This window comes from Dietzia sp. PP-33 (genome assembly GCF_033790845.1).
GTDB lineage: Bacteria > Actinomycetota > Actinomycetes > Mycobacteriales > Mycobacteriaceae > Dietzia.
Genome location: NZ_JAMYEI010000007.1, coordinates 189,818 through 208,339 on the forward strand (window position 1 = coordinate 189,818; position 18,522 = coordinate 208,339).

13 protein-coding genes are annotated in these 18,522 nt (G+C 70.5%); 8 read left to right on the top strand and 5 right to left on the bottom strand.

Annotated features, from left to right (window positions below; all coding sequences use genetic code 11):
- Window positions 1–2: 2 nt before the first annotated feature.
- The 4 genes from NJE57_RS13520 to NJE57_RS13535 all read right to left on the bottom strand — a co-directional run bounded on the left by NJE57_RS13520 (window position 3) and on the right by NJE57_RS13535 (window position 5,448).
- Complete coding sequence (locus NJE57_RS13520) at window positions 3–1,535, bottom strand: VWA domain-containing protein (protein ID WP_319028978.1); 1,533 nt, start codon at window positions 1,533–1,535, stop codon at window positions 3–5.
- Complete coding sequence (locus NJE57_RS13525; protein ID WP_319028979.1) at window positions 1,532–2,608, bottom strand: MadB family AAA-type ATPase; 1,077 nt, start codon at window positions 2,606–2,608, stop codon at window positions 1,532–1,534. Before NJE57_RS13525 ends, NJE57_RS13520 begins: the two co-directional genes overlap by 4 nt.
- A 119-nt stretch (window positions 2,609–2,727) precedes the next feature.
- Complete coding sequence (mdo, locus tag NJE57_RS13530) at window positions 2,728–3,999, bottom strand: NDMA-dependent methanol dehydrogenase (protein WP_319028980.1); 1,272 nt, start codon at window positions 3,997–3,999, stop codon at window positions 2,728–2,730.
- A gap of 237 nt (window positions 4,000–4,236) precedes the next feature.
- Window positions 4,237–5,448 (bottom strand): GAF domain-containing protein, encoded by a 1,212-nt coding sequence (locus tag NJE57_RS13535; protein WP_319028981.1) that lies wholly within the window; start codon window positions 5,446–5,448, stop codon window positions 4,237–4,239.
- A gap of 150 nt (window positions 5,449–5,598) precedes the next feature.
- On the opposite strand from NJE57_RS13535, the gene NJE57_RS13540 reads away from it, so the two are divergent.
- From NJE57_RS13540 to NJE57_RS13565, 6 genes are all read left to right on the top strand, one after another.
- Window positions 5,599–7,389 carry a long-chain fatty acid--CoA ligase gene (locus tag NJE57_RS13540; protein WP_319028982.1) on the top strand — a complete coding sequence of 597 codons (1,791 nt, stop codon included), beginning with the start codon at window positions 5,599–5,601 and terminating at the stop codon, window positions 7,387–7,389.
- Window positions 7,390–7,543: 154 nt separating this feature from the next.
- Window positions 7,544–8,479, top strand: coding sequence for a cysteine synthase A (cysK, locus tag NJE57_RS13545; RefSeq protein ID WP_319028983.1), 936 nt, complete (start codon window positions 7,544–7,546; stop codon window positions 8,477–8,479).
- Complete coding sequence (gene epsC / locus NJE57_RS13550) at window positions 8,479–9,087, top strand: serine O-acetyltransferase EpsC (RefSeq protein WP_319028984.1); 609 nt, start codon at window positions 8,479–8,481, stop codon at window positions 9,085–9,087. Before cysK ends, epsC begins: the two co-directional genes overlap by 1 nt.
- Before the next feature lie 170 nt (window positions 9,088–9,257).
- On the top strand, window positions 9,258–10,565 hold the full coding sequence (locus tag NJE57_RS13555) for a glycosyltransferase 87 family protein (protein WP_319028985.1): 1,308 nt from the start codon (window positions 9,258–9,260) through the stop codon (window positions 10,563–10,565).
- A gap of 62 nt (window positions 10,566–10,627) precedes the next feature.
- Window positions 10,628–11,449, top strand: a complete 822-nt coding sequence (gene fdhD, locus NJE57_RS13560) for a formate dehydrogenase accessory sulfurtransferase FdhD (protein ID WP_319028986.1) — start codon at window positions 10,628–10,630, stop codon at window positions 11,447–11,449.
- A gap of 87 nt (window positions 11,450–11,536) precedes the next feature.
- A complete protein-coding gene (locus tag NJE57_RS13565; protein WP_319028987.1) occupies window positions 11,537–13,885 on the top strand; it encodes an FdhF/YdeP family oxidoreductase in 2,349 nt (782 codons plus the stop codon).
- Between the two features lie 307 nt (window positions 13,886–14,192).
- Here the strand turns inward: NJE57_RS13565 and NJE57_RS13570 are convergent, their stop codons facing one another.
- On the bottom strand, window positions 14,193–15,860 hold the full coding sequence (locus NJE57_RS13570; protein WP_319029067.1) for an MFS transporter: 1,668 nt from the start codon (window positions 15,858–15,860) through the stop codon (window positions 14,193–14,195).
- 204 nt (window positions 15,861–16,064) lie between these two features.
- Between NJE57_RS13570 and NJE57_RS13575 the strand changes: the two genes are divergently transcribed.
- Complete coding sequence (locus NJE57_RS13575; protein WP_319028989.1) at window positions 16,065–16,727, top strand: TetR/AcrR family transcriptional regulator; 663 nt, start codon at window positions 16,065–16,067, stop codon at window positions 16,725–16,727.
- Entirely contained in the window at window positions 16,724–18,505 is a 1,782-nt protein-coding gene (locus NJE57_RS13580; protein WP_319028990.1) for an NTP transferase domain-containing protein, read from the top strand. The genes NJE57_RS13575 and NJE57_RS13580 overlap by 4 nt, the downstream gene beginning before the upstream one ends.
- Window positions 18,506–18,522 lie beyond the last annotated feature (17 nt).

An 18,522-nucleotide genomic window follows, 5' to 3' on the forward strand; every position in this document is an offset into this window, starting at 1 on the left:
TCTCAGGCGAGCGAGCTTCCCAGCAGACCTGCCCGTTCGGACAGTTCCGCGGGGTCGCGCGCGGTCACCACCCCGTCCAGATATCGCGCGTACGTACCCAGTCCGCACGTGGGCCGGTTCCAGTACCTCCGGGCCTCCGGGGTGATCCACGCCATCCGGTGGGCCCGCCTGCTGATACGGCCCACCAGGTCCTCCCGCGGATCGAGACCGTTGCTCCGCCCGTCGCCCACGACGAGGACCGAGGTCCGGGCGTCGATCAGGTCGCCGTGGCGGTCGAGCAGCTCGGCGAACATCCGGCCGTAGTCACTGCTCGCCTCGAGATCCAGTCCGGGTGCGGACAGGACGGTCGCCAACGCGTTCTCACCGGACGACGACAGGAGGTGGTCCGTCACGTCGACGGGTCGGTCGACAAAGGCGACGACCGAACACCGGTTGACCTTCTGGTGCAGGCTCTGGGCCAGCCGCAGCACGAAACCGGTGACGGGCCGGACCGAGAGCGAGACGTCCACCAGGATCAGCAGCTTGAGCGGCCCGGGGACACGCGTCCGGTTCATGATGGTGAACGCCTCGCCGTCCGTCGCCCACGCCCGACGCAACGTGGAGCGAGAATCGAGCAGTCCGCGGGCGAACGGTCGCGATCGTCGGCGGGGGGCGCCACGGATGCGGCGCATCACCTCGTGTGACGCGCGCTCGAGGTCGGCGCTGTCGGTCGACTCCCGGTCACCCTGGACCTCGTCGTCGTCGACCCGCCCCTCGGTGATGTCCTCCGGGAGGCTCTTCAGGAACGCGACGACCGCGTCGACGAACATCCCCGCCTGCTCGCCTGTCAGATCTCCGCCGTCGTCACCGTGCCCCGCGTACACCTGACGGGCGTCGTAGCCGTCGAGGGTCCGCAGGACGTCGAGCGCGTCCGACCATTCCAACGACTCCTCACCGGAGACCGAGATCGCGGAGGACCCCATCTCGCCCACCTGGTCCGACGACGCGCGGTCCACCTCGATCTCGTAGGTGACCGAGGACTGCCAACGCTCCGCCCCCTCCTGGACCGCGAACTCCTCCTCCCCGGTCGCGGTCGAGAAGTCGGAGTCGTCGTAGTGCATGTCCTCGTTCCGCCGGGTCGTCTCGTCGCCCTCGACCAGGTCCCCGATCTCGGCCGGGTCCAGGTCCGACGGGGTGAAGGGCGAGGACTCATCGGCCTCCAGTTCCAGTTCGTCGGGCAGTCCCCCCACCCGCGGGTCGCCCCCCTCGGCCCCGCCGGCGTCCTCGGTCCGGGTCGTCAGCACGCCCAGGAAGAAGCGGTCGAACACCGCGTCGAACCCCCGGTTCTCCCGCTGGTACTTGACCGTCACCGCACGGAGCGCCGCCCGCAGGGCCTCGGGTCGGGACGTCCCGACCATCGCGAGGACGGTCCGCAGCTCCACCACCTCGGCCGGGGAGACCGCCACCTCGCGCTCCCTGAGGAGTCGGCCGAACGCGACGGAGACGATGTCGAGGACGTCCGAGGGCGAGAGGCCGGACGCCGTCCCGGTCGTCATCGTCGTCCGGTCCCGCGGCCCGCCCCGCTGCGGGCCCGACCTGCCCCGAACGCGGCGGAGGTCGACGCCCCGGTCGCATCGGCGGCCGCCCGCATATCCCGCCCGTGCCCCGTCGACTCCTCTCCGGGGACGCCCCCACCGCTGAGCACGCCGCGGGCGACATCGTCGTCGGACCGGTACTTCAGGAGAGCGGCGGACAGAACCCAGCCGAGCTCCGGACCGTCCCCCTCCCACACCGATGCGGCGCGGGCCGCGTCCACCACCTCGGAGATCGACGGAGGTTTGCGCAGCGGCATCTCGCGCAGTCGCCGTGCCTTCTCCACCACATCGGCCGCCACGGTCTCCGGAACCTCCGGCGCGCGGGAACGGACGATCTCCGTCTCCCGTGCGGCGTCCGGGAAGTCCACGTGGAAGTGCAGGCAGCGGCGCTTGAGGGCACTCGACAGTTCCCGGGTGTCGTTCGAGGTGAGGATCACCCAGGGCGTGGTGCGTGCGCGGTAGGTGCCGAGCTCCGGGATCGTCACCTGTTTCTCCGCGAGCACCTCGAGCAGCATCGCCTCGAGCGACTCCTCCGTCCGGTCGATCTCGTCGATGAGCAGGACCACCGGGTCCTCGGACATGATCGCCTCGAGCAACGGCCGGGTGACCAGGAAGTCCTCACCGTGGATCCCCACCTCCATCTCCGCCAGCGCGGCAGAGGCGGCGGCGAGATCCTCGTGCACCTGCAGCTCCACCGTGATCCGATCCCGGAGCATCTGGACGTGGAGCAACTGCTTTGCGTAATCCCACTCGTACAGTGCCCGGGCGTCATCGAGTCCCTCGTAGCACTGCAGCCGGACCAGCCGACGACCGAACGCGGAGGCCAGCGACTTGGCCAATTCGGTCTTTCCCACACCGGCCGGCCCCTCCAGAAGCAGCGGCCTGTCCAGGACCGTCGCCAGGTGCACGACCGTCGCGAGTTCCCGGTCGATGATGTACCCCGTCCCGCGGAGGGCCTCCTCCAGGATGTCGACGTCGATCACCGCGTCCGCGGGACTCACGTCGTCGGCGTCGGGATCCTCGATGACGTCCATGTTCGGGCCCTTTCCGTGCTCGGGAGATGGTGGTGTCCCCGGGGTGGGCGGAACGGATCCGCTCGCCCGCCCCCGGGGAGGACCTGGTGGGGTTCCTGCGACCGGTCAGTACGAGCCGGTCAGTACGAGCCGGTCATAGCGTGTTCGACCATCGGGATCAGTGACTCGACCGTGGACTCACGCGGGTTACCCGGGGTGCACGCGTCCCCCATCATGTGTTCGGCGATCCTGCGGATGTTCTCCGCCGACGTGTCGATCCTGTCGCCCTTGCCCTTGTACTTGCCCGTATCCATCTGGTTCTTCTCGTACAGCCCGGGCGTGATCTGACTGAAGTTGTCGGGGATGCCCACATCCTTGGACAACCGGATGGCGGCCTCCACCGCCGCGTCGGCGGCCTGGACGGTCGTCATGTTGCGGGTGTCCACACCCATCTGTGGTGCGAGTTCGGCGTACCGCTGGTACCGGGACGGCAGGTTGTACTCCCACACCCGGGGCAGGGCGATCGCGTTGTTCAGACCGTGGTGCGTGTCGTAGTACGCACTGATCGCGTGGGACATCGAGTGGATCATTCCCAGGCCGCCCGAGTTGAACGCCTGGGTCGCGATGTACTGCGCGTTCATCATCCCGGTCCGCGCCTCGAGGTTGCGGGGGTCGTACACGGCCGTCGTGAGGTTGTCCGCCACGAGTTTGGTCGCGTACAACGCGTTGCCCAGCGACGGGGCGAAGTCGAGCCGCGACACGTACGGCTCCGAACAGTGTGCGAGGACGTCGAAGCCACAGTAGGCGGTGAAGTGCTGGGGGCAGGAGTAGTAGAGGAGCGGGTCGTCCATCGCCAACGAGACCAGGCTGGCGTCGTCGAACGCGACCCACTTGTGCGGGTGGTCCATGTCCGAGGTGTCGGTGATCACGTAGGCCCACGAGGTCTCCGCGCCGGTTCCCGCCGTGGTGGACACCGCGATGTGCGGCGGGTTCTCGAAGTTGGTCGACTTGGAGAAGCCCTGGAACTCGTTGATGTCGCGGCCGTCGTGGGCGATCACCACGCGTGCGCCCTTGGCTGCGTCGTGGCTGGAGCCGCCGCCCACCGAGATGATGCCGTCGCACTTCTCCGAGCTGTAGAGAGCCGCGGCGTCCATGACGTTGTAGTCCTTGGGGTTGGACTCGACCTTGTCGAAGACCACGACGTCGAGTCCCTGGTATTCGATCTTGCCCTTGAGCTCCTCGATGATCCCCGACCCGCGCAGCCCGGTGGTCATGATGAGGACCCGGGTCATCCCCAGCTTCTTGGCCTCCACGCCGAGGATGTCGTGCGCTCCGACACCCAACAGAGCCTTGGGGAGAGGGTGGAACTCCTTGATCGGCATGTCCCAGATCTGATTCAGTTCTATCGCCATCGTGCGCCTCCTGCTCGAGCGACCCCCACCATCGGCGGGGCGGTGAATGTGACACCGATCACTCTTGCCCGGTGACCGTCCCAACCGGAACAGCTACTGCAGGGTTCTGCCCACCCGGCGCACCCGGACAGCCCGGATGGCACCGCCGCACCTACCCGATCGGACGGGACCGGCCCGGTTCGTCGACGGCGACGGCGACAGCGACAGCGACAGCGACAGCGCCGATCTCCGCGCCCCTCATGCCCCGAAGCGCTGATCGAGGACACGACACCGCGCCTCGGCCGCCGCGACCGTGGAGGCGTCCGCGTACCGGGACCGGGCCAGGCTCCGCCACGCGGCGAGGTCCTCCCGCCCCGCGCCGGCGACCCAGGCCCTGAGGACCGGGAGCCGATCAGCGGACAGGACCGCGGCCCGCACCATCGAGTGGAGCTCGAGCCGCAGGTCGGCCACCCCGGGAGCGTCCGAGGCCGGCAGAATCGGTCCAGAGTAGGAGGCGACCGCCTTCATCACGTCCCCGGAATCGAGTGCGTCCGTGACCTCTCGGACGTCGGTGACCAGAGCGCCCGGGGCAAGACGGTAGGGCCTCGAGGCCACCACGTCCGGCCCGAACACCCGCCGGAGGCGGGAGACCTCGGCGCGGACGCTGACCTCGTCGAGCCTGTCGTCGGCGAGCAGTTCCGCGAGCGCCCCTCCCGTCAACCCCTCCGGATTCGCGTCGAGCAGTACACAGATCTCGGCATGCCTGCCGGTCAGGGCACGTCCCGCGCCACCCGGGCCGTCCCCGTCGAGGACGCCGGCCCCCGCACCGAGCACCCGCAGCCTGACACGCCCTCCGAGAGGGTGGTCGACCCCGCCTCGCCGGGGGACGAGGAGGCCGGCGGCCGTGCGCAGCTCGCCCTCGGCGAGCATCACCGTCGCCCGGATCAGCGCGAGCATCTGGTCCGAGGTGGCGCTGCTCGGGCCGGTGACGTCGATGAGCCCGATCAGTTCACCCGTCGCGGGGTCGTGGACCGGTGCCGCCGCGCAACTCCATTCGTGGGCCATCTCGAGATAGTGCTCGGATCCGCGGACCCGCACCTCGGTGTCGTGCCTCAGCGCGAGCCCCGGCGCGTTGGCCCCGACCGCCTCGTCCGTCCAGACCGCGCCGGGGATGAACGCCATGGACTCCGCACGGGACCTGACCCCGCGGTCACCGATCACCCGCAACAGCCGTCCCCGCTCGTCCGCGACGGCGACGATGTGCCCGCTGGAGACCACACCCGGGACGAGGACGGACTCGACCACCGGGAGGACCGACGCCATCCGGTGCTGCGCCACGTGGCGGGAGAGGTCCGGGCCCTCCAGTTCGACAGACGGCGCGACCACCGTGGGGTCGATCCCCCGGTGCCTGCTGCGCTCCCACGACTCGGCCACCAGCGGGCTCGCCGCGGGTCCCGTACCCCCGAACATGACGACAGTGTAACCCGTATCACAGTAACGAGGATCACGAACCTGACGCGCCCCTCATAAACGGATCTAAATAGACCGTGCTGGACATAGACGCCTGAGGACCCTCTACACTTGCCAGTGATACAGGCCACACATGACCTAAGGATCGCAATGACGACCGAGTTCGCCACCCCTCCGGTAACCAAGCCCTTCCCTGTCGAGAACCTCGGCCGGCTCGTGTTCAAGAACGCGGAGGAGGCCCCGAACGACGTCGCGGTACTGCGGCTCGTGGGATCCGACTGGAAAGAGGTCACCTGCGCCCAGTACCTGGAGGAGGTCAAGGGCGTCGCCAAGGGCCTCATCGCCCGGGGCGTCAAGCCCGGTGACCGCCTGGCCATCATGAGCCACACCCGCTACGAGTGGTCGCTCATCGCGTGGGCCTCCTGGGCTGTCGGCGCCGTCACGGTGCCGATCTACGAGACCTCCTCGTCCGGCCAGTGCGACTGGATCCTCACCGACTCCGGCGCGACCTTCGCCGTGGTCGAGAACCTCGAACTCCGCGAGGTGCTGACGTCCGGCACCGAGTGGAACGGCGACATCATGGTCATCGACAACGACCTGGTCGCCCAGCTCACCGCCGCGGGTGCGGACGTCACCGACGAGCAGGTCGAGCAGGCCTCGTTGGCGACGGGCCACGAGGACAGGTGCGCCATCATCTACACCTCCGGCACGACGGGCAACCCCAAGGGCTGCGAGATCCTGCACGGCGGGTTCGCCGGCGTCGTGCAGGCGGTCGAGGAGCAGCTCAAGGACGCGTTCGTCCCCAACAGCCGCACCCTGATCTTCCTGCCGCTGGCCCACGTGCTGGCCCGCATCCTCGAGGTGGCCTGCTTCTACAAGCGCGTCGCCGTGGCCCACGAGCCCGACACGACCAAGGTCGTGGAGCGCCTGTCCGAGATCCACCCGACCTTCCTCGTGTCGGTCCCGCGCGTGCTCGAGAAGGTCTACAACTCCGCCGCGGGCAAGGCCGAGGCCGCCGGCGGCGCCAAGGCCAAGATCTTCAAGGCCGCGGTGCAGACCGCGATCGACTACTCCAAGGCCATCGAGGACGGCGGGAAGCCGTCCACGGGCCTGGCTCTCAAGCAGAAGCTGTTCGCCAAGCTCGTCTACTCGAAGCTGCACGAGGCCCTGGGCGGCGAGTGCAAGCGCATCATCTCGGGCGGCGGCCCGCTGGGCGACCGCCTCGGCCACTTCTACCGTGGCGCCGGCTTCGACCTCCTCGAGGGTTACGGTCTCACCGAGTCCTCGGGCGTCCTGACCGTCAACCCGATCGGCCAGGCCAAGATCGGCACCGTCGGTCGACCGATCCCGGGCGTGACCATCCAGATCGCAGACGACGGCGAGATCCTGGCCAAGGCCAAGACCCTGTTCAAGGGCTACTGGCAGAACCCGCAGGCCAACGAGGACGCCTGGACCGGCGAGTGGTACCACACCGGCGACATCGGCGAGCTCGACTCCGACGGCTACCTGACGATCACCGGCCGCAAGAAGGACCTCATCGTCACCGCGGGCGGCAAGAACGTCTCCCCGTCGCAGATCGAGGACCTGCTCTCGTCCGATCCGCTGATCAGCCAGGCCGTCGTCGTGGGCGACAACCGCGACTACATCGCGGCCCTGGTCACCATCGACTCGGAGACCTTCCCGGCGTGGCGGGACAAGCACGGCAAGACCGGCGAGGTGTCCGACCTGCTCCAGGACGGCGATCTCGTCGGCGCGATCCAGGACGCAGTGGACCAGGCCAACAAGTCGGTCTCCCGCGCGGAGTCCATCCGCAAGTTCAAGATCCTCGCGGGGGAGTTCACCGTCGAGAGCGGCGAGCTCACCCCGACGCTCAAGCTCAAGCGCAACGTCGTGCACGAGCGCTTCGGTAGCGAGATCGAGTCGCTCTACACCCAGAACTGACGCGTCGACCCGGAGCGCCCGGACCCCTCGGGGGCCGGGCGCTCCGTCCTGTGCCGGCCCCCGCCAAATCACGCGGGCGCGGTCCGGGCGGGGTCCGGATCACGTACACTGGCCGATAGACAGATCGGTTCATTCTTCAGAACGGAACTCACAAATGGCGAAGATCTACTCCGACATCACCGAGACCATCGGCCACACCCCGCTGGTCCGGCTCAACTCCCTGACCGACGGCCTCCAGGCCACCGTGCTGGCCAAGCTGGAGTCCGCCAACCCGGCCGCCAGCGTCAAGGACCGCATCGGTGCCGCGATCATCGACGACGCCGTCGCCTCCGGCGCCCTCAAGCCCGGTGGCACCATCGTCGAGGGCACGTCCGGCAACACCGGCATCGCGCTGGCCATGGTCGCCTCCGCGCGCGGTTTCAAGTCCGTCCTCGTCATGCCCGACACGATGTCGGTCGAGCGCCGCGCGGTCATGCGCGCCTACGGAGCCGAGCTCATCCTCACCCCGGGTTCCGAGGGCATGAAGGGCGCCGTGGCCAAGGCCGAGGAGGTCGCCTCCACCCGCGAGAACGCGGTCCTCGCCCGGCAGTTCGCCAACCCCGCCAACCCGGACGTCCACCGCCGTACCAGCGGACCCGAGGTCTGGGAGGACACCGACGGCGAGGTCGACATCTTCATCGCCGGCATCGGCACCGGCGGCACCATCACCGGCGCCGGCGGCTACCTCCGCGAGCAGAAGTCGGACATCCAGATCGTGGCCGTCGAGCCCAAGGACTCGCCGCTGCTCACCGAGGGCAAGGCCGGACCGCACAAGATCCAGGGGCTCGGCGCCAACTTCGTCCCCGAGATCCTCGATCGGGACATCTACGACGAGGTCATCGACGTCACCCTCGACGACTCGCTGCGGATCGCCAAGCGTCTCGGCACCGAGGAGGGCATCCTCGCCGGCATCTCCTCCGGCGCCAACGTCTGGGCCGCGCTCGAGGTGGCCAAGCGCCCCGAGAACGCCGGCAAGACCATCGTCGTGATCGTCTGCGACTACGGCGAGCGCTACGTCTCCACGATGCTCTTCGAGGACTACCGCGACTGATGTCACGTTCCTCCGGACGCCCGGCGGGGTTCCTGCGCACACTGCGTGAGGACCTCGCCGCGGCGCGCGACCACGACCCCGCCGCCCGGGGCGACGTCGAGAACGCCGTCGTCTACTCCGGCCTGCACGCGATCTGGATCCACCGCCTGGCCCACCGCATGTGGCTCGCCGGTGGTGCCTGGCGCACCGCGGCGCGCATCCTCAGCCAGTCGGGGCGCTTCCTCACGGGGATCGAGATCCATCCCGGCGCCACCATCGGTCGGCGGTTCTTCATCGACCACGGGATGGGCGTGGTGATCGGCGAGACCGCGGAGATCGGCGACGACTGCATGCTCTACCACGGCGTCACCCTGGGCGGAGTCTCGCTCAAGCACGTCAAGCGTCACCCCACCCTGGGTGACCGGGTGACGGTGGGAGCAGGCGCGAAGATCCTCGGGCCGGTGGAGATCGGTTCCGACTCCTCCGTCGGCGCCAACGCGGTGGTGGTCAAGAGCGCACCCGCGGACTCCATCGTGGTGGGCATCCCCGGTGTGGCCAAGCCCGCCAGGTCCACCAAGGAGGAGTTGCGCGACGCGCAGTTCTACATCGATCCGGCCATCTACATCTGATCACGCGCGATCCGTCGTCAAGAGCGTTCCGAGCGCGTCGCCCGAGTGGCGGTGTCCGGGACGCTCTTCTCGTCGAAGGACGACAGGTGAGGGCGCAGGGTGAGAGGCCGGTGAGGGACGGAGTGAGGGACGAGGGCCGAACGGGCGAGGGAAGGGTCTAGGCTCCCCCCGTGCGCACGCTCCCCCGCACCGCCCTCCTTCGAGTCCTTCTGGCGCTACTGGCTCTGGCATCGATGGGCATGGTGCTCTGCGCACCAGACGCGCGGACTCCATGGTGGGGAATCACCGGGAACTTCCTCGACGTCAACGTGTACCGCTGGGGCGGACACGCCGTGCTGTCCTCAATTCCGCTCTACGAGGGCCTGCTCACCGGCGACGATTCGGGACGCTTCTACCCGGAGATGCCGTTCACCTACCCGCCGTTCTCCGCCCTGTTGTTCACCCCGTTGAACCTGGTCCGCCCACGGTTGATGGAGGCGTTGTGGCTGGCGCTCACCCTGGTGTTGATCTACCTGGCTGTGCGTATGTGTTTCCGGGCACTGGATTACCGGCCCGATCGGGTCACCGTGCAGGTCTCGGTCTGTCTGGCTCTCATCACCCTCTCGATGGAGCCCGTCCGCTCCACGGTGTGGCTCGGGCAGGTCAACGTCCTCCTGCTCGTCCTGGTCCTCGGCGACCACCTGGCCTGGAGGTCCGGTCGACGGTGGGCCGGCATCGGGGCCGGGCTGGCCGCCGGAATCAAACTCACCCCTGCCTTCCTCTGGGGGCACTGGGTGCTCACCGGACGCTGGCGACTCGCGGTGGTCTCCGTCGTGGCGTTCCTGGGTACCGTGGCCATCGGGCTCGTGGTGATCCCCGGCGACGCGATCCGCTACTGGTCGGGGACCCTCTTCGATTCCCAGCGAATAGGCCGCGACTCGATGCTCGCCAACCAGTCGCTCCGCGGAGCCATGGCCCGACTCGCCGGGGTCGAGATGGCACCCACCTGGGCGTGGCTCGTGGGCGCGGCGGTGGTGGCAGCCGGCGGGCTGGGCGTCAGCGCCCTCGCCCACCGAGCAGGACACCAACTGCTCGGGCTGACACTCGCCGGGATGACCATGACCATGGTCTCCCCGTTCTCGTGGGGTCACCACTGGGTATGGTTCGTCCCGCTGCTCGTCCTGACGGTCCACTACGCCGCCGCCGGAACCCGCCGGTCGCTCTGGTTGGTGCCACCACTGCTCTGGTCGGCCACAGCCAACTGGGTCCAGAGCTTCCCGGACGTGAACTTCCCGGACGACCGGTGGGTGGCCATGGGCCTGTTCATGCTCGGCGGAGACATCCCGCCCGTGATCCACGGCGTGATGACCAACATCTATCCGCTCGTTTGGCTCGTGGTGACGGTGGCGACCGCCGTGGTCGTCACCCGGGGTCGCCGGGCGCGTGCTCGCAGGCCGCGTGCTCATGGGGAGCATGCTCGCGGGGCGTCACCCGATTAGCGGACAGCTGACGCCGGATGGGCGAGTGTGGTTTCACCGGGTTCATGGCTAACCTCGACACCATGGGACGACGGACCAGTCGTCACCCCGCGCGGAGGATCATCGCCGGTAGTGACGCCAGACGTGAAGTGGCGACCCTCGCGGTGGAGGAGCCGCTGGAGATCCGCCTGGGTGGTCGCCCGTTCGTGGTGACCATGCGCACGCCCGGTGACGACATGGACCTGGCGGCCGGCCACCTGGTCTCCGAGGGCGCGATCTGGAACCGCGAGCACCTCCCCGAGATCTGCTACTGCACCACGGTCAGCGGCCGCGCCGAGCAGGACTACAACACCCTCACCGTGACGCTCTCGCCAGACGTCCCGGAACCGCAGTCCGCGCGCGCCGGCGTCATGAGCAGCGCCTGCGGGGTGTGCGGGGTGAGCTCCGTCGACGACGTCCGCCGTGCCACCCATTTCCCCGCCGAGTCCGCCGAACCCATGATCGACGCGGAGATCCTGCTGTCCCTGCCCGAGCGGCTCCGTGACGGCCAGGTCGTCTTCGGCAGGACCGGCGGCGTGCACGCCGCCGGTCTGTTCTCCCCCGATGGCGAGCTGCTGTGCCTGCGCGAGGACGTGGGTCGACACAACGCGGTGGACAAGGTGGTGGGCTGGGCCCTGCGCGACGGTCGGCTCCCCCTGCGCGAGACGATCCTGCAGGTCTCCGGCCGGGCCTCCTTCGAACTCGTGCAGAAGGCCTCGATGGCGGGGATCCCGTTGCTCTCGGCGGTCAGTGCGCCGTCGTCGTTGGCCGTCGATCTGGCGTCGGAGACCGGCGTGACGCTCGTGGGCTTCAGCCGCGGCGACCGTGCGACCGTCTACACCCATCCCGGGCGACTGCGCGACTGACCACGCGGTCTCCGCGTCGGGGTGCGCCGGGGTGGGCGGGTACCGACTGCGGCTGCGGGGTCGTGTGTTCCGGCGCACAATGGGCCCATGAGTCTGTTCCCCCGCATCCGTCGGTCCGCGCCCGTCGCCGACATCGATGAGACCCGGATCCGGATCGGCGAACCCGAGACCAGCGCGGCAGGGCTCAAGGCCGTGTCGGTGGCGGTCGAGCGGGGGATCTCGCAGGCCGGGGTGGCCCGCACGGTCCGGGCGATGGCCAGCCTCAACCACCGCGGCGGTACGGACTGCCCCGGCTGCGCCTGGCCCGAGTCCATCACCGGGCCGCGCAAGCCGGCGGAGTTCTGCGAGAACGGCGCGAAGGCCGTGGCGGAGGAGGCCACCACCCGGACGGTGACCCCCGAGTGGTGGGCCGCCCACCCGATCCGCGAACTGCGGGACAAGACCGAGTACTGGCTGGGCAACCAGGGCCGGATCACCGAGCCGGTGGTGCTCAGGCCCGGTGACGAGCACTACTCGCCGATCAGCTGGCGTGAGGCGTTCGCGCTCATGGCCGAACACGTGGGCGCCACCTCGCCCGACCGCTGCGTGTTCTACACCTCGGGCCGCACGGCCAACGAGACCGCCTTCATGTACCAGCTGCTCGCGCGGTCGATCGGCACCAACAACCTGCCCGACTGCTCCAACATGTGCCACGAGTCCTCCGGATCGGCCATGACGCCCACGATCGGCATCGGCAAGGGGACGGTCTCGCTCGAGGACTTCGATCATGCGGACGTCATCCTCGTCGTCGGGCAGAATCCCGGCACCAACCACCCACGGATGCTCTCCACCCTCACCGACGCCCGGCGACGCGGGGCGCACGTGGTGGCGGTCAACCCGTTGCCCGAGGCCGGCCTGCTGAACTTCGCCGACCCCCAGTCCCCCACCGGGATCGCCAAGAGCCTCGTCGACGGCGGGGGCGAGACCGTCGCGGACGACTTCCTGCAGATCAAGGTGGGCGGCGACCTCGCACTGTTCCAGGCACTGGGCCACCTGCTGCTGCGCGCGGAGGAGGCGGCGCCGGGAACCGTGGTGGACCGCGAATTCGTGGACACGTGCACCGAGGGGTTCCGGGACTACGCCGCCGCGCGTGCCGACCTGGACTGGGAGACCACCGAGCGGGCCACTGGTCTGCGCCGCGACCAGATCGAACGCCTGGCAACGCTGCTGGTGCACTCGCGGGGCACGATCATCTGCTGGGCGCTGGGACTCACACAGCAGCCCCATTCGGTGGACACCCTGCGCGAGATCGTCAACGTTCTGCTGCTGCAGGGCAACTTCGGCAAACCCGGCGCCGGCGCCTGCCCGGTCCGTGGGCACTCCAACGTGCAGGGCGACCGGACCATGGGGATCTGGGAGAAGCCGGGCGCGATCTTGTTGGACGGGCTCGACGACGAGTTCGGCATCACCTCGCCGCGTGAGCACGGCTACGACTCGACGGAGACGCTCGAGGCGTTCGAGCGCGGCGACGTGGACGTGTTCGTCTCCATGGGCGGCAACTTCGCCAAGGCGTGCTCGGACACCGACGTGCTGGAGCGGGGGATGCAGCGCACCGGGCTCACCGTGCACGTGTCGACCAAGCCCAACCGCTCCCACGTGGTGCACGGGCAGACCTCCCTGATCCTGCCGACGCTCGGACGCACGGACCGCGATGACCGCCATCCCGGAGGTGCACAGTTCGTCTCGGTGGAGGACTCGATGTCGGTGATCCGGTCCTCGACCGGGCGGCTCGAACCGGTGTCGGAGCAGCTGCTCAGTGAACCGCAGATCGTCGCCGGCATGGCCGAGGCGATCCTGGGGCACCACCACCAGGTGGACTGGCGCGCGATGGCCGAGGACTACGACGTGATCCGCGACCACATCGCCCGCGTGATCCCCGGGTTCACCGACTACAACCGTCGGGTGCGTCAGCGGTCCGGGTTCGTGCTGCCCAACCCCCCGCGCGACTCCCGGTCGTTCGCCACCCCGTCCGGGCGCGCGCACTTCACGGTGTCCCCGCTGGAGTGGTTGGAGGCGCCGGCCGGCCATCTGATCCTGCAGACCGTGCGCTCGCACGACCAGTACAACACCACCTTCTACGGTCTGGACGACCGCTACCGGGGCATCTCGGAGGGGCGTCGGGTGATCCTCGTGAACCCGGATGACCTGCGCGACCTGGGCCTCGCAGAGCGCCAACTGGTCGACGTGGTGAGCGTGTTCACCGGCTCGGACGGCGTGACCAGCGAGCGTCGGGCGGACGAGTTCCGTCTGGTGTCCTACCCGACGGCCCGCGGCTGCTGCGCGGCCTACTTCCCCGAGGCCAACAATCTGGTGCACCGGCAGAACGTGGCGCGGGAGTCCAACACGCCGGGTTTCAAGGCGGTGACCGTCCGGTTCGAGCCGCGAAGCGAGCGCTAGCGAGCGTAGCGGCGAGCAACCGGCTCACGGGCGGAGTCCGGTTCGAGCAGCGTCCGTCGGCCCCGAGGAGCTCGCCGAGCGCCAGCGAGGCAAGCACCGCAGCGGGACGCGCATAGACACCGAGCGCCAGCGAGCGTAGCGGCGAGCAACCGGCGCACCTCTCAACGGGCATCCGCGCGTGCGCCTGCCGTCCGCCTCTGTCCCTGAACTCACGCGTGAACCGCTGCGCACGCGTGAGTTCAGGGCCGGGAGCGGATTTCAACGGGACGGGCAGGCGCGGGAGCGGATGCCGTTGCGGCGGCGGGGGTTACCTCTGCGCGGGACCCATTTCGGCAGGATGCGCCCCGAGATCGTCGATATCCGACGCGTCGGCACCGGCGGCAGGATCGGTACCCGCACCGGCGGGTGCGGCACCGGTAGCGTCGCCCGCGGCATCCGCAGCGGCATCGCCCGCGGCATCGGCAGGCGCCGCGTCCCCCTGCGGGACGTAGCCCCGACCCGGCGCGACGAACAGCAGCAGCACCGTCGCCCCCGCCGCGACCATGCCCAGTGCGAACAACGCGTCCGAGATGCCGGCGGCGAAGATCCCGGCGGCGGCGTCGACGACCCCCTGCGCGGCGGGCCCGGCTGCGGAGCCGAACTCCACCGCGCCCGCGAAGGAGCTCTCCACCGCCTGCCGCCCGGCCTCGGGCACGGCGGGCAGGACGTCCACGATCCCGGTGGCGTAGCGGCCGGCCAGGATGCTGCCGGACAGAGCGATGCCGATCGCGGCGCCGACCTCGCGCATCGCGTCGTTGACCGCGGCGGCGACACCCTGCTCGTCGGCGGAGATGTCGGAGACGATCGCCGAGGTGGCCGGGGCGGTCGACAGGCCCAGGCCCACGCTGGCCACGATCATCGGCCACAGGATGTCCCAGTAGGTCGAGTCCACGCCCAGGCGGGAGAGCAGGACCATCCCGGCCGCGATCGACGCCAGCCCCACCACGCAGACCGCCCGTAGACCGACCACCGCGGTGATCCGGGGGGAGAGCAGCGAGAAGACCATCACCGGGACCACCATCGGCGCCAGTGCCAGGGAGGCCGAGATGGCGTCATAGCCCTTGACCAGCTGCAGGTACTGCACGATCAGCAGGAAGAACCCGAAGATCGTGAGGAACTGCATACCCACGGCGACGGAGCCGGTGGTGAAGCCCCGGCGGCGGAAGTACCGCACGTCGAGTAGCGGGTCGGCGGCCCGGAGCTCGACCAGGACGAAGCCGATCAGGCTCACGACCGCCACGACGAGGGCGACGACGACGAGGGGTTCACCGAAGCTCGTGTGCGCGCCCTCGATGAGCCCAAAGACGACGCCTCCGACCGCCAACGCCGAGAACACGGCCCCCAGCACGTCCGGCCGGCCGTGCCGGGAGGCCACGGATTCGCCGATCGTGAACGCGGCCAGGAGCACCAGCAGACCGATGGCGGAGTAGACCACGAAGATCGACTTCCAGGACCACACCTCCAGCATGAGCCCCGAGCTGAGCAGGCCCACGATCCCGCCGATCCCCGCGAACCCGGCCCACATGCCCACGGCGGAGCCGCGCCGTTCCGGCGGGAAACTGGCGGTGAGCAGGGAGAGCGTGGAGGGCATGACGAACGCCGCGCCCACCCCGGCCACGGCCCGCAGGATGATCACCCACAGTGGCGAGTCCAGCCAGAGCGGCAGTGCCGAGGCCACCGTGAACAACGCCAGGCCCACGATGAGCGTGGCGCGCCGACCGAAGCGGTCGCCCAGGGCGCCGGCGATGAGCACGAGCGCGGCCAGCGCGAGGGTGTAGGAGTCGACGATCCAGGTGAGCTCGGCCTGCGTGGCGCCGATGCCCACGGCGATGTCCGGCAGCGAGGTGTACAGGGCGGACATCGTGGCCACGACCAGCGATACCGCCACGATGTTGACGAACAGCAGCCAGCGGCGCCGTCCGGCGGTCAGTTCCATCACGTGGGCTCCCTGGGTTTGAAGAATGGCGGGTTTGAGGAATGGCGGGTTTGAGGAATGGCGGGTTCGAGGATTGGCGGGGTCGGTGAGTCGCGGGGTCGGAGGTGGCGGTGGACGGTGGAACGCGGTCCCCGAGAGAAACGATACCGCCGGTATCGCTCGGGTGCCCACACCGTATCCCACCGAGGGCGTCACAATGGACCAATGCAGTCACCGACCGATCCCCGCCGGGCACGTTCGCGGGGCAAACTCCTGGACGCCGCGGTGACGCTTCTCCTGTCCGGTGGCGCGGCCGCGGTGACGGTGGACGCGGTCACCCGCCTGTCGGGCGTCGCGCGGACCACGCTGTACCGCAACTTCCCCTCCACGGACTCCCTCATCGCCGCGGCGTTCCGGCGCCTGCTGCCGACGCCCGAGCCGCCGCCGGCCGACGCCCCGGTGCGCGAGCAACTCCTGCACCTGAGCACGTCCATGGCGCGCCTGATCCAGGACGCTCCCCTGCAGCAGTCGATGCTGGGGTGGCTGGCGATGGGCCGCGGCGCGAGCGATGACGACGAGGTGGGTCAACTGCGCCGCGGCGTGGTGGCCTCCTACACCGAGCCCCTGCACGCGGTGTTGACCGCGGCGGAGTCCGACGGCACGCTGATCCCCGGCGACCGCGACCTGGCGGTGTCCCAGCTCGCGGGGCCGGTGGTGCTCGCCCGGATGATCGGACTGCGCCCGCACACGACCGCGGACATCGAGCGGCTCGTCGACGACTTCCTGCGCGGTCGACTGGCGCACACCGCCGCCGGTGACGCCGCCGGTGACACCCACGATGACGCCGCCGGCGACTCAGCCGGGGACGCGACCGGAGACCACCGGTGACCGTCGGTGACCGACCCGCGGGACGCGATATCGCCGGGATCGGGGCCATCGTCCTGGCCGGCGGCCGCGCGAGCCGGCTCGGGGGAGCTGACAAGGCGCGGATCGAGGTCGCCGGCCGGCCGATGCTCGAGTCCGTGGCCCGCGCCGCCGCGTCGGTCGCGGACCGGGTCGTCACGGTGGGCCCGGGGGGTGACGTCCGCGAGGATCCGCCCTTCTCGGGCCCGGTCGCCGGGATCGCCGCGGGACTGGCGGCGCTTCCGGAGCGAGCGGACCTCGTCGTCGTCGTGGCCTGTGACCTGCCCGACCTCGACGCCGACACCCTCCGCTCCCTCGTCGCCTCCCTGTGCGGGCCGGCCGCACTCGCCGTGGACGCCGCCGGTCGGGATCAGTACCTCCTCGCCGCGTGGGACCGTCGCGCCCTCGCCGCGCGCCTGTCCGCCCTCGAGCGATCCGGCGGCCTGGCCGGCCGATCGGTGCGGTCGTTGTACGACGACGACGAGATCACCCGCGTGAGCGTGGGCGACCCCGCCCGGGACGTGGACACGTGGGCGGACCTGGCCGCTCGCGGACCCGTCGCGTTCGCCCACGTCGCCGCGGTGCTGAGATCTGGGCTCACCCCGCTGCCGCCGACCGGTCGCGCACCGCTCGACGCGATGGGAGCGGTACTGGCCGCCGCGCTCGTCACGGTCGATCCGATGCCCCGGGAGCCGGTGTCCGCGATGGACGGGTACGCCCTGTCCGGACCGGGCCCGTGGCGATTGACCGAACCCGCACGCCGCGCCGGGGACGGCTCCCCGGTGATCCTGCCCCCGGGGGCCGCCGCGCCCATCGCCACCGGGGCGCCGGCACCGACCGGCACCGACCGCGTGCTCCGGCACGAACTGGTGGAGGTGTCCCCCGACGGCTCCGGCCCGCCGGTCGTCGGCGCACTTCCGGCGGCGGCCGGCGTGGATGACCTCCGCCCCGTCGGCGAGGACTGGCCCGCCGGGCACGAGCTGGCCCCGGCCGGGACCACACTCGACGCCGCTCTGGCCTCGGCGGGGCTGTCCGCGGGACTGTCGGCGGTGTCAGTTCGGGGGCCGGTGCGCGCGGTGATCGTCACGACGGGCGACGAGGTCCTGCCCGCCGACTCCCCCTCCCCGCTGCCACCGGGGCGCATCCGGGACACCGTGGGCCCGCTGCTGGGGCCCGTGCTCACGCGGGCGGGATTCGTCACGGGCCCGGGCGGCCCCGCAGCGCACTGCCCGGACACCGCCGACGCGGTGGACGCGCTGGTCAGCGGCGCCCCCGACGCGGTGGCGCGGGCCGGCAGCGGGGACGTCCTCGTCCTGGTGGGCGCGACCGGCCGGGGGGTGGCCGACCACCTCCGGCCCGCGCTCCGGCACGCGGGGGCCAGGATCGTGCTGGACGGGGTTCGCGTGCGGCCCGGGGGCTCGCAGATCGTCGCCGTGCTGCCCGACGGCCGGGTGCTGGTGGGGCTGCCGGGCAACCCGCTCGCCGCGATCAGCGCGGCCGCCACCACCGGGCGCGCGCTGGTCGACGCCCTCACCGGCCGCGAGCGTCCACCGGTCCTGACCCGGGTGGCCGGACTCGACGGACTCGCCGCCCCGACCCGTGCGCGGGTGCTGCCGGCCCGCCCCGACGGGTCCGGCGGGTGGACGCTCACGGGCCGGGTCCGGACCGCGCACCTCGCCGACCTCGCCGGCGCTCCCGTGCTCGCCGTGGTGCCGGAGGGCGCCGGTCCCCACGACCCGGTGGAGCTCGTCGACTGGGTGTGACCGGGCCTACCGGACGC

Excerpts from the sequence above, each read along its gene's own strand:
- NJE57_RS13565 (WP_319028987.1), top strand. The coding sequence starts at position 11,537 with ATGAGTCTGTTCCCCCGCATCCGTCGGTCCGCGCCCGTCGCCGACATC.
- NJE57_RS13570 (WP_319029067.1), bottom strand. The coding sequence starts at position 15,860 with ATGGAACTGACCGCCGGACGGCGCCGCTGGCTGCTGTTCGTCAACATC.
- cysK (WP_319028983.1), top strand. The coding sequence starts at position 7,544 with ATGGCGAAGATCTACTCCGACATCACCGAGACCATCGGCCACACCCCG.
- fdhD (WP_319028986.1), top strand. The coding sequence starts at position 10,628 with ATGGGACGACGGACCAGTCGTCACCCCGCGCGGAGGATCATCGCCGGT.
- NJE57_RS13535 (WP_319028981.1), bottom strand. The coding sequence starts at position 5,448 with ATGTTCGGGGGTACGGGACCCGCGGCGAGCCCGCTGGTGGCCGAGTCG.
- NJE57_RS13540 (WP_319028982.1), top strand. The coding sequence starts at position 5,599 with ATGACGACCGAGTTCGCCACCCCTCCGGTAACCAAGCCCTTCCCTGTC.
- mdo (WP_319028980.1), bottom strand. The coding sequence starts at position 3,999 with ATGGCGATAGAACTGAATCAGATCTGGGACATGCCGATCAAGGAGTTC.
- NJE57_RS13575 (WP_319028989.1), top strand. The coding sequence starts at position 16,065 with ATGCAGTCACCGACCGATCCCCGCCGGGCACGTTCGCGGGGCAAACTC.
- NJE57_RS13525 (WP_319028979.1), bottom strand. The coding sequence starts at position 2,608 with ATGGACGTCATCGAGGATCCCGACGCCGACGACGTGAGTCCCGCGGAC.
- epsC (WP_319028984.1), top strand. The coding sequence starts at position 8,479 with ATGTCACGTTCCTCCGGACGCCCGGCGGGGTTCCTGCGCACACTGCGT.
- NJE57_RS13520 (WP_319028978.1), bottom strand. The coding sequence starts at position 1,535 with ATGACGACCGGGACGGCGTCCGGCCTCTCGCCCTCGGACGTCCTCGAC.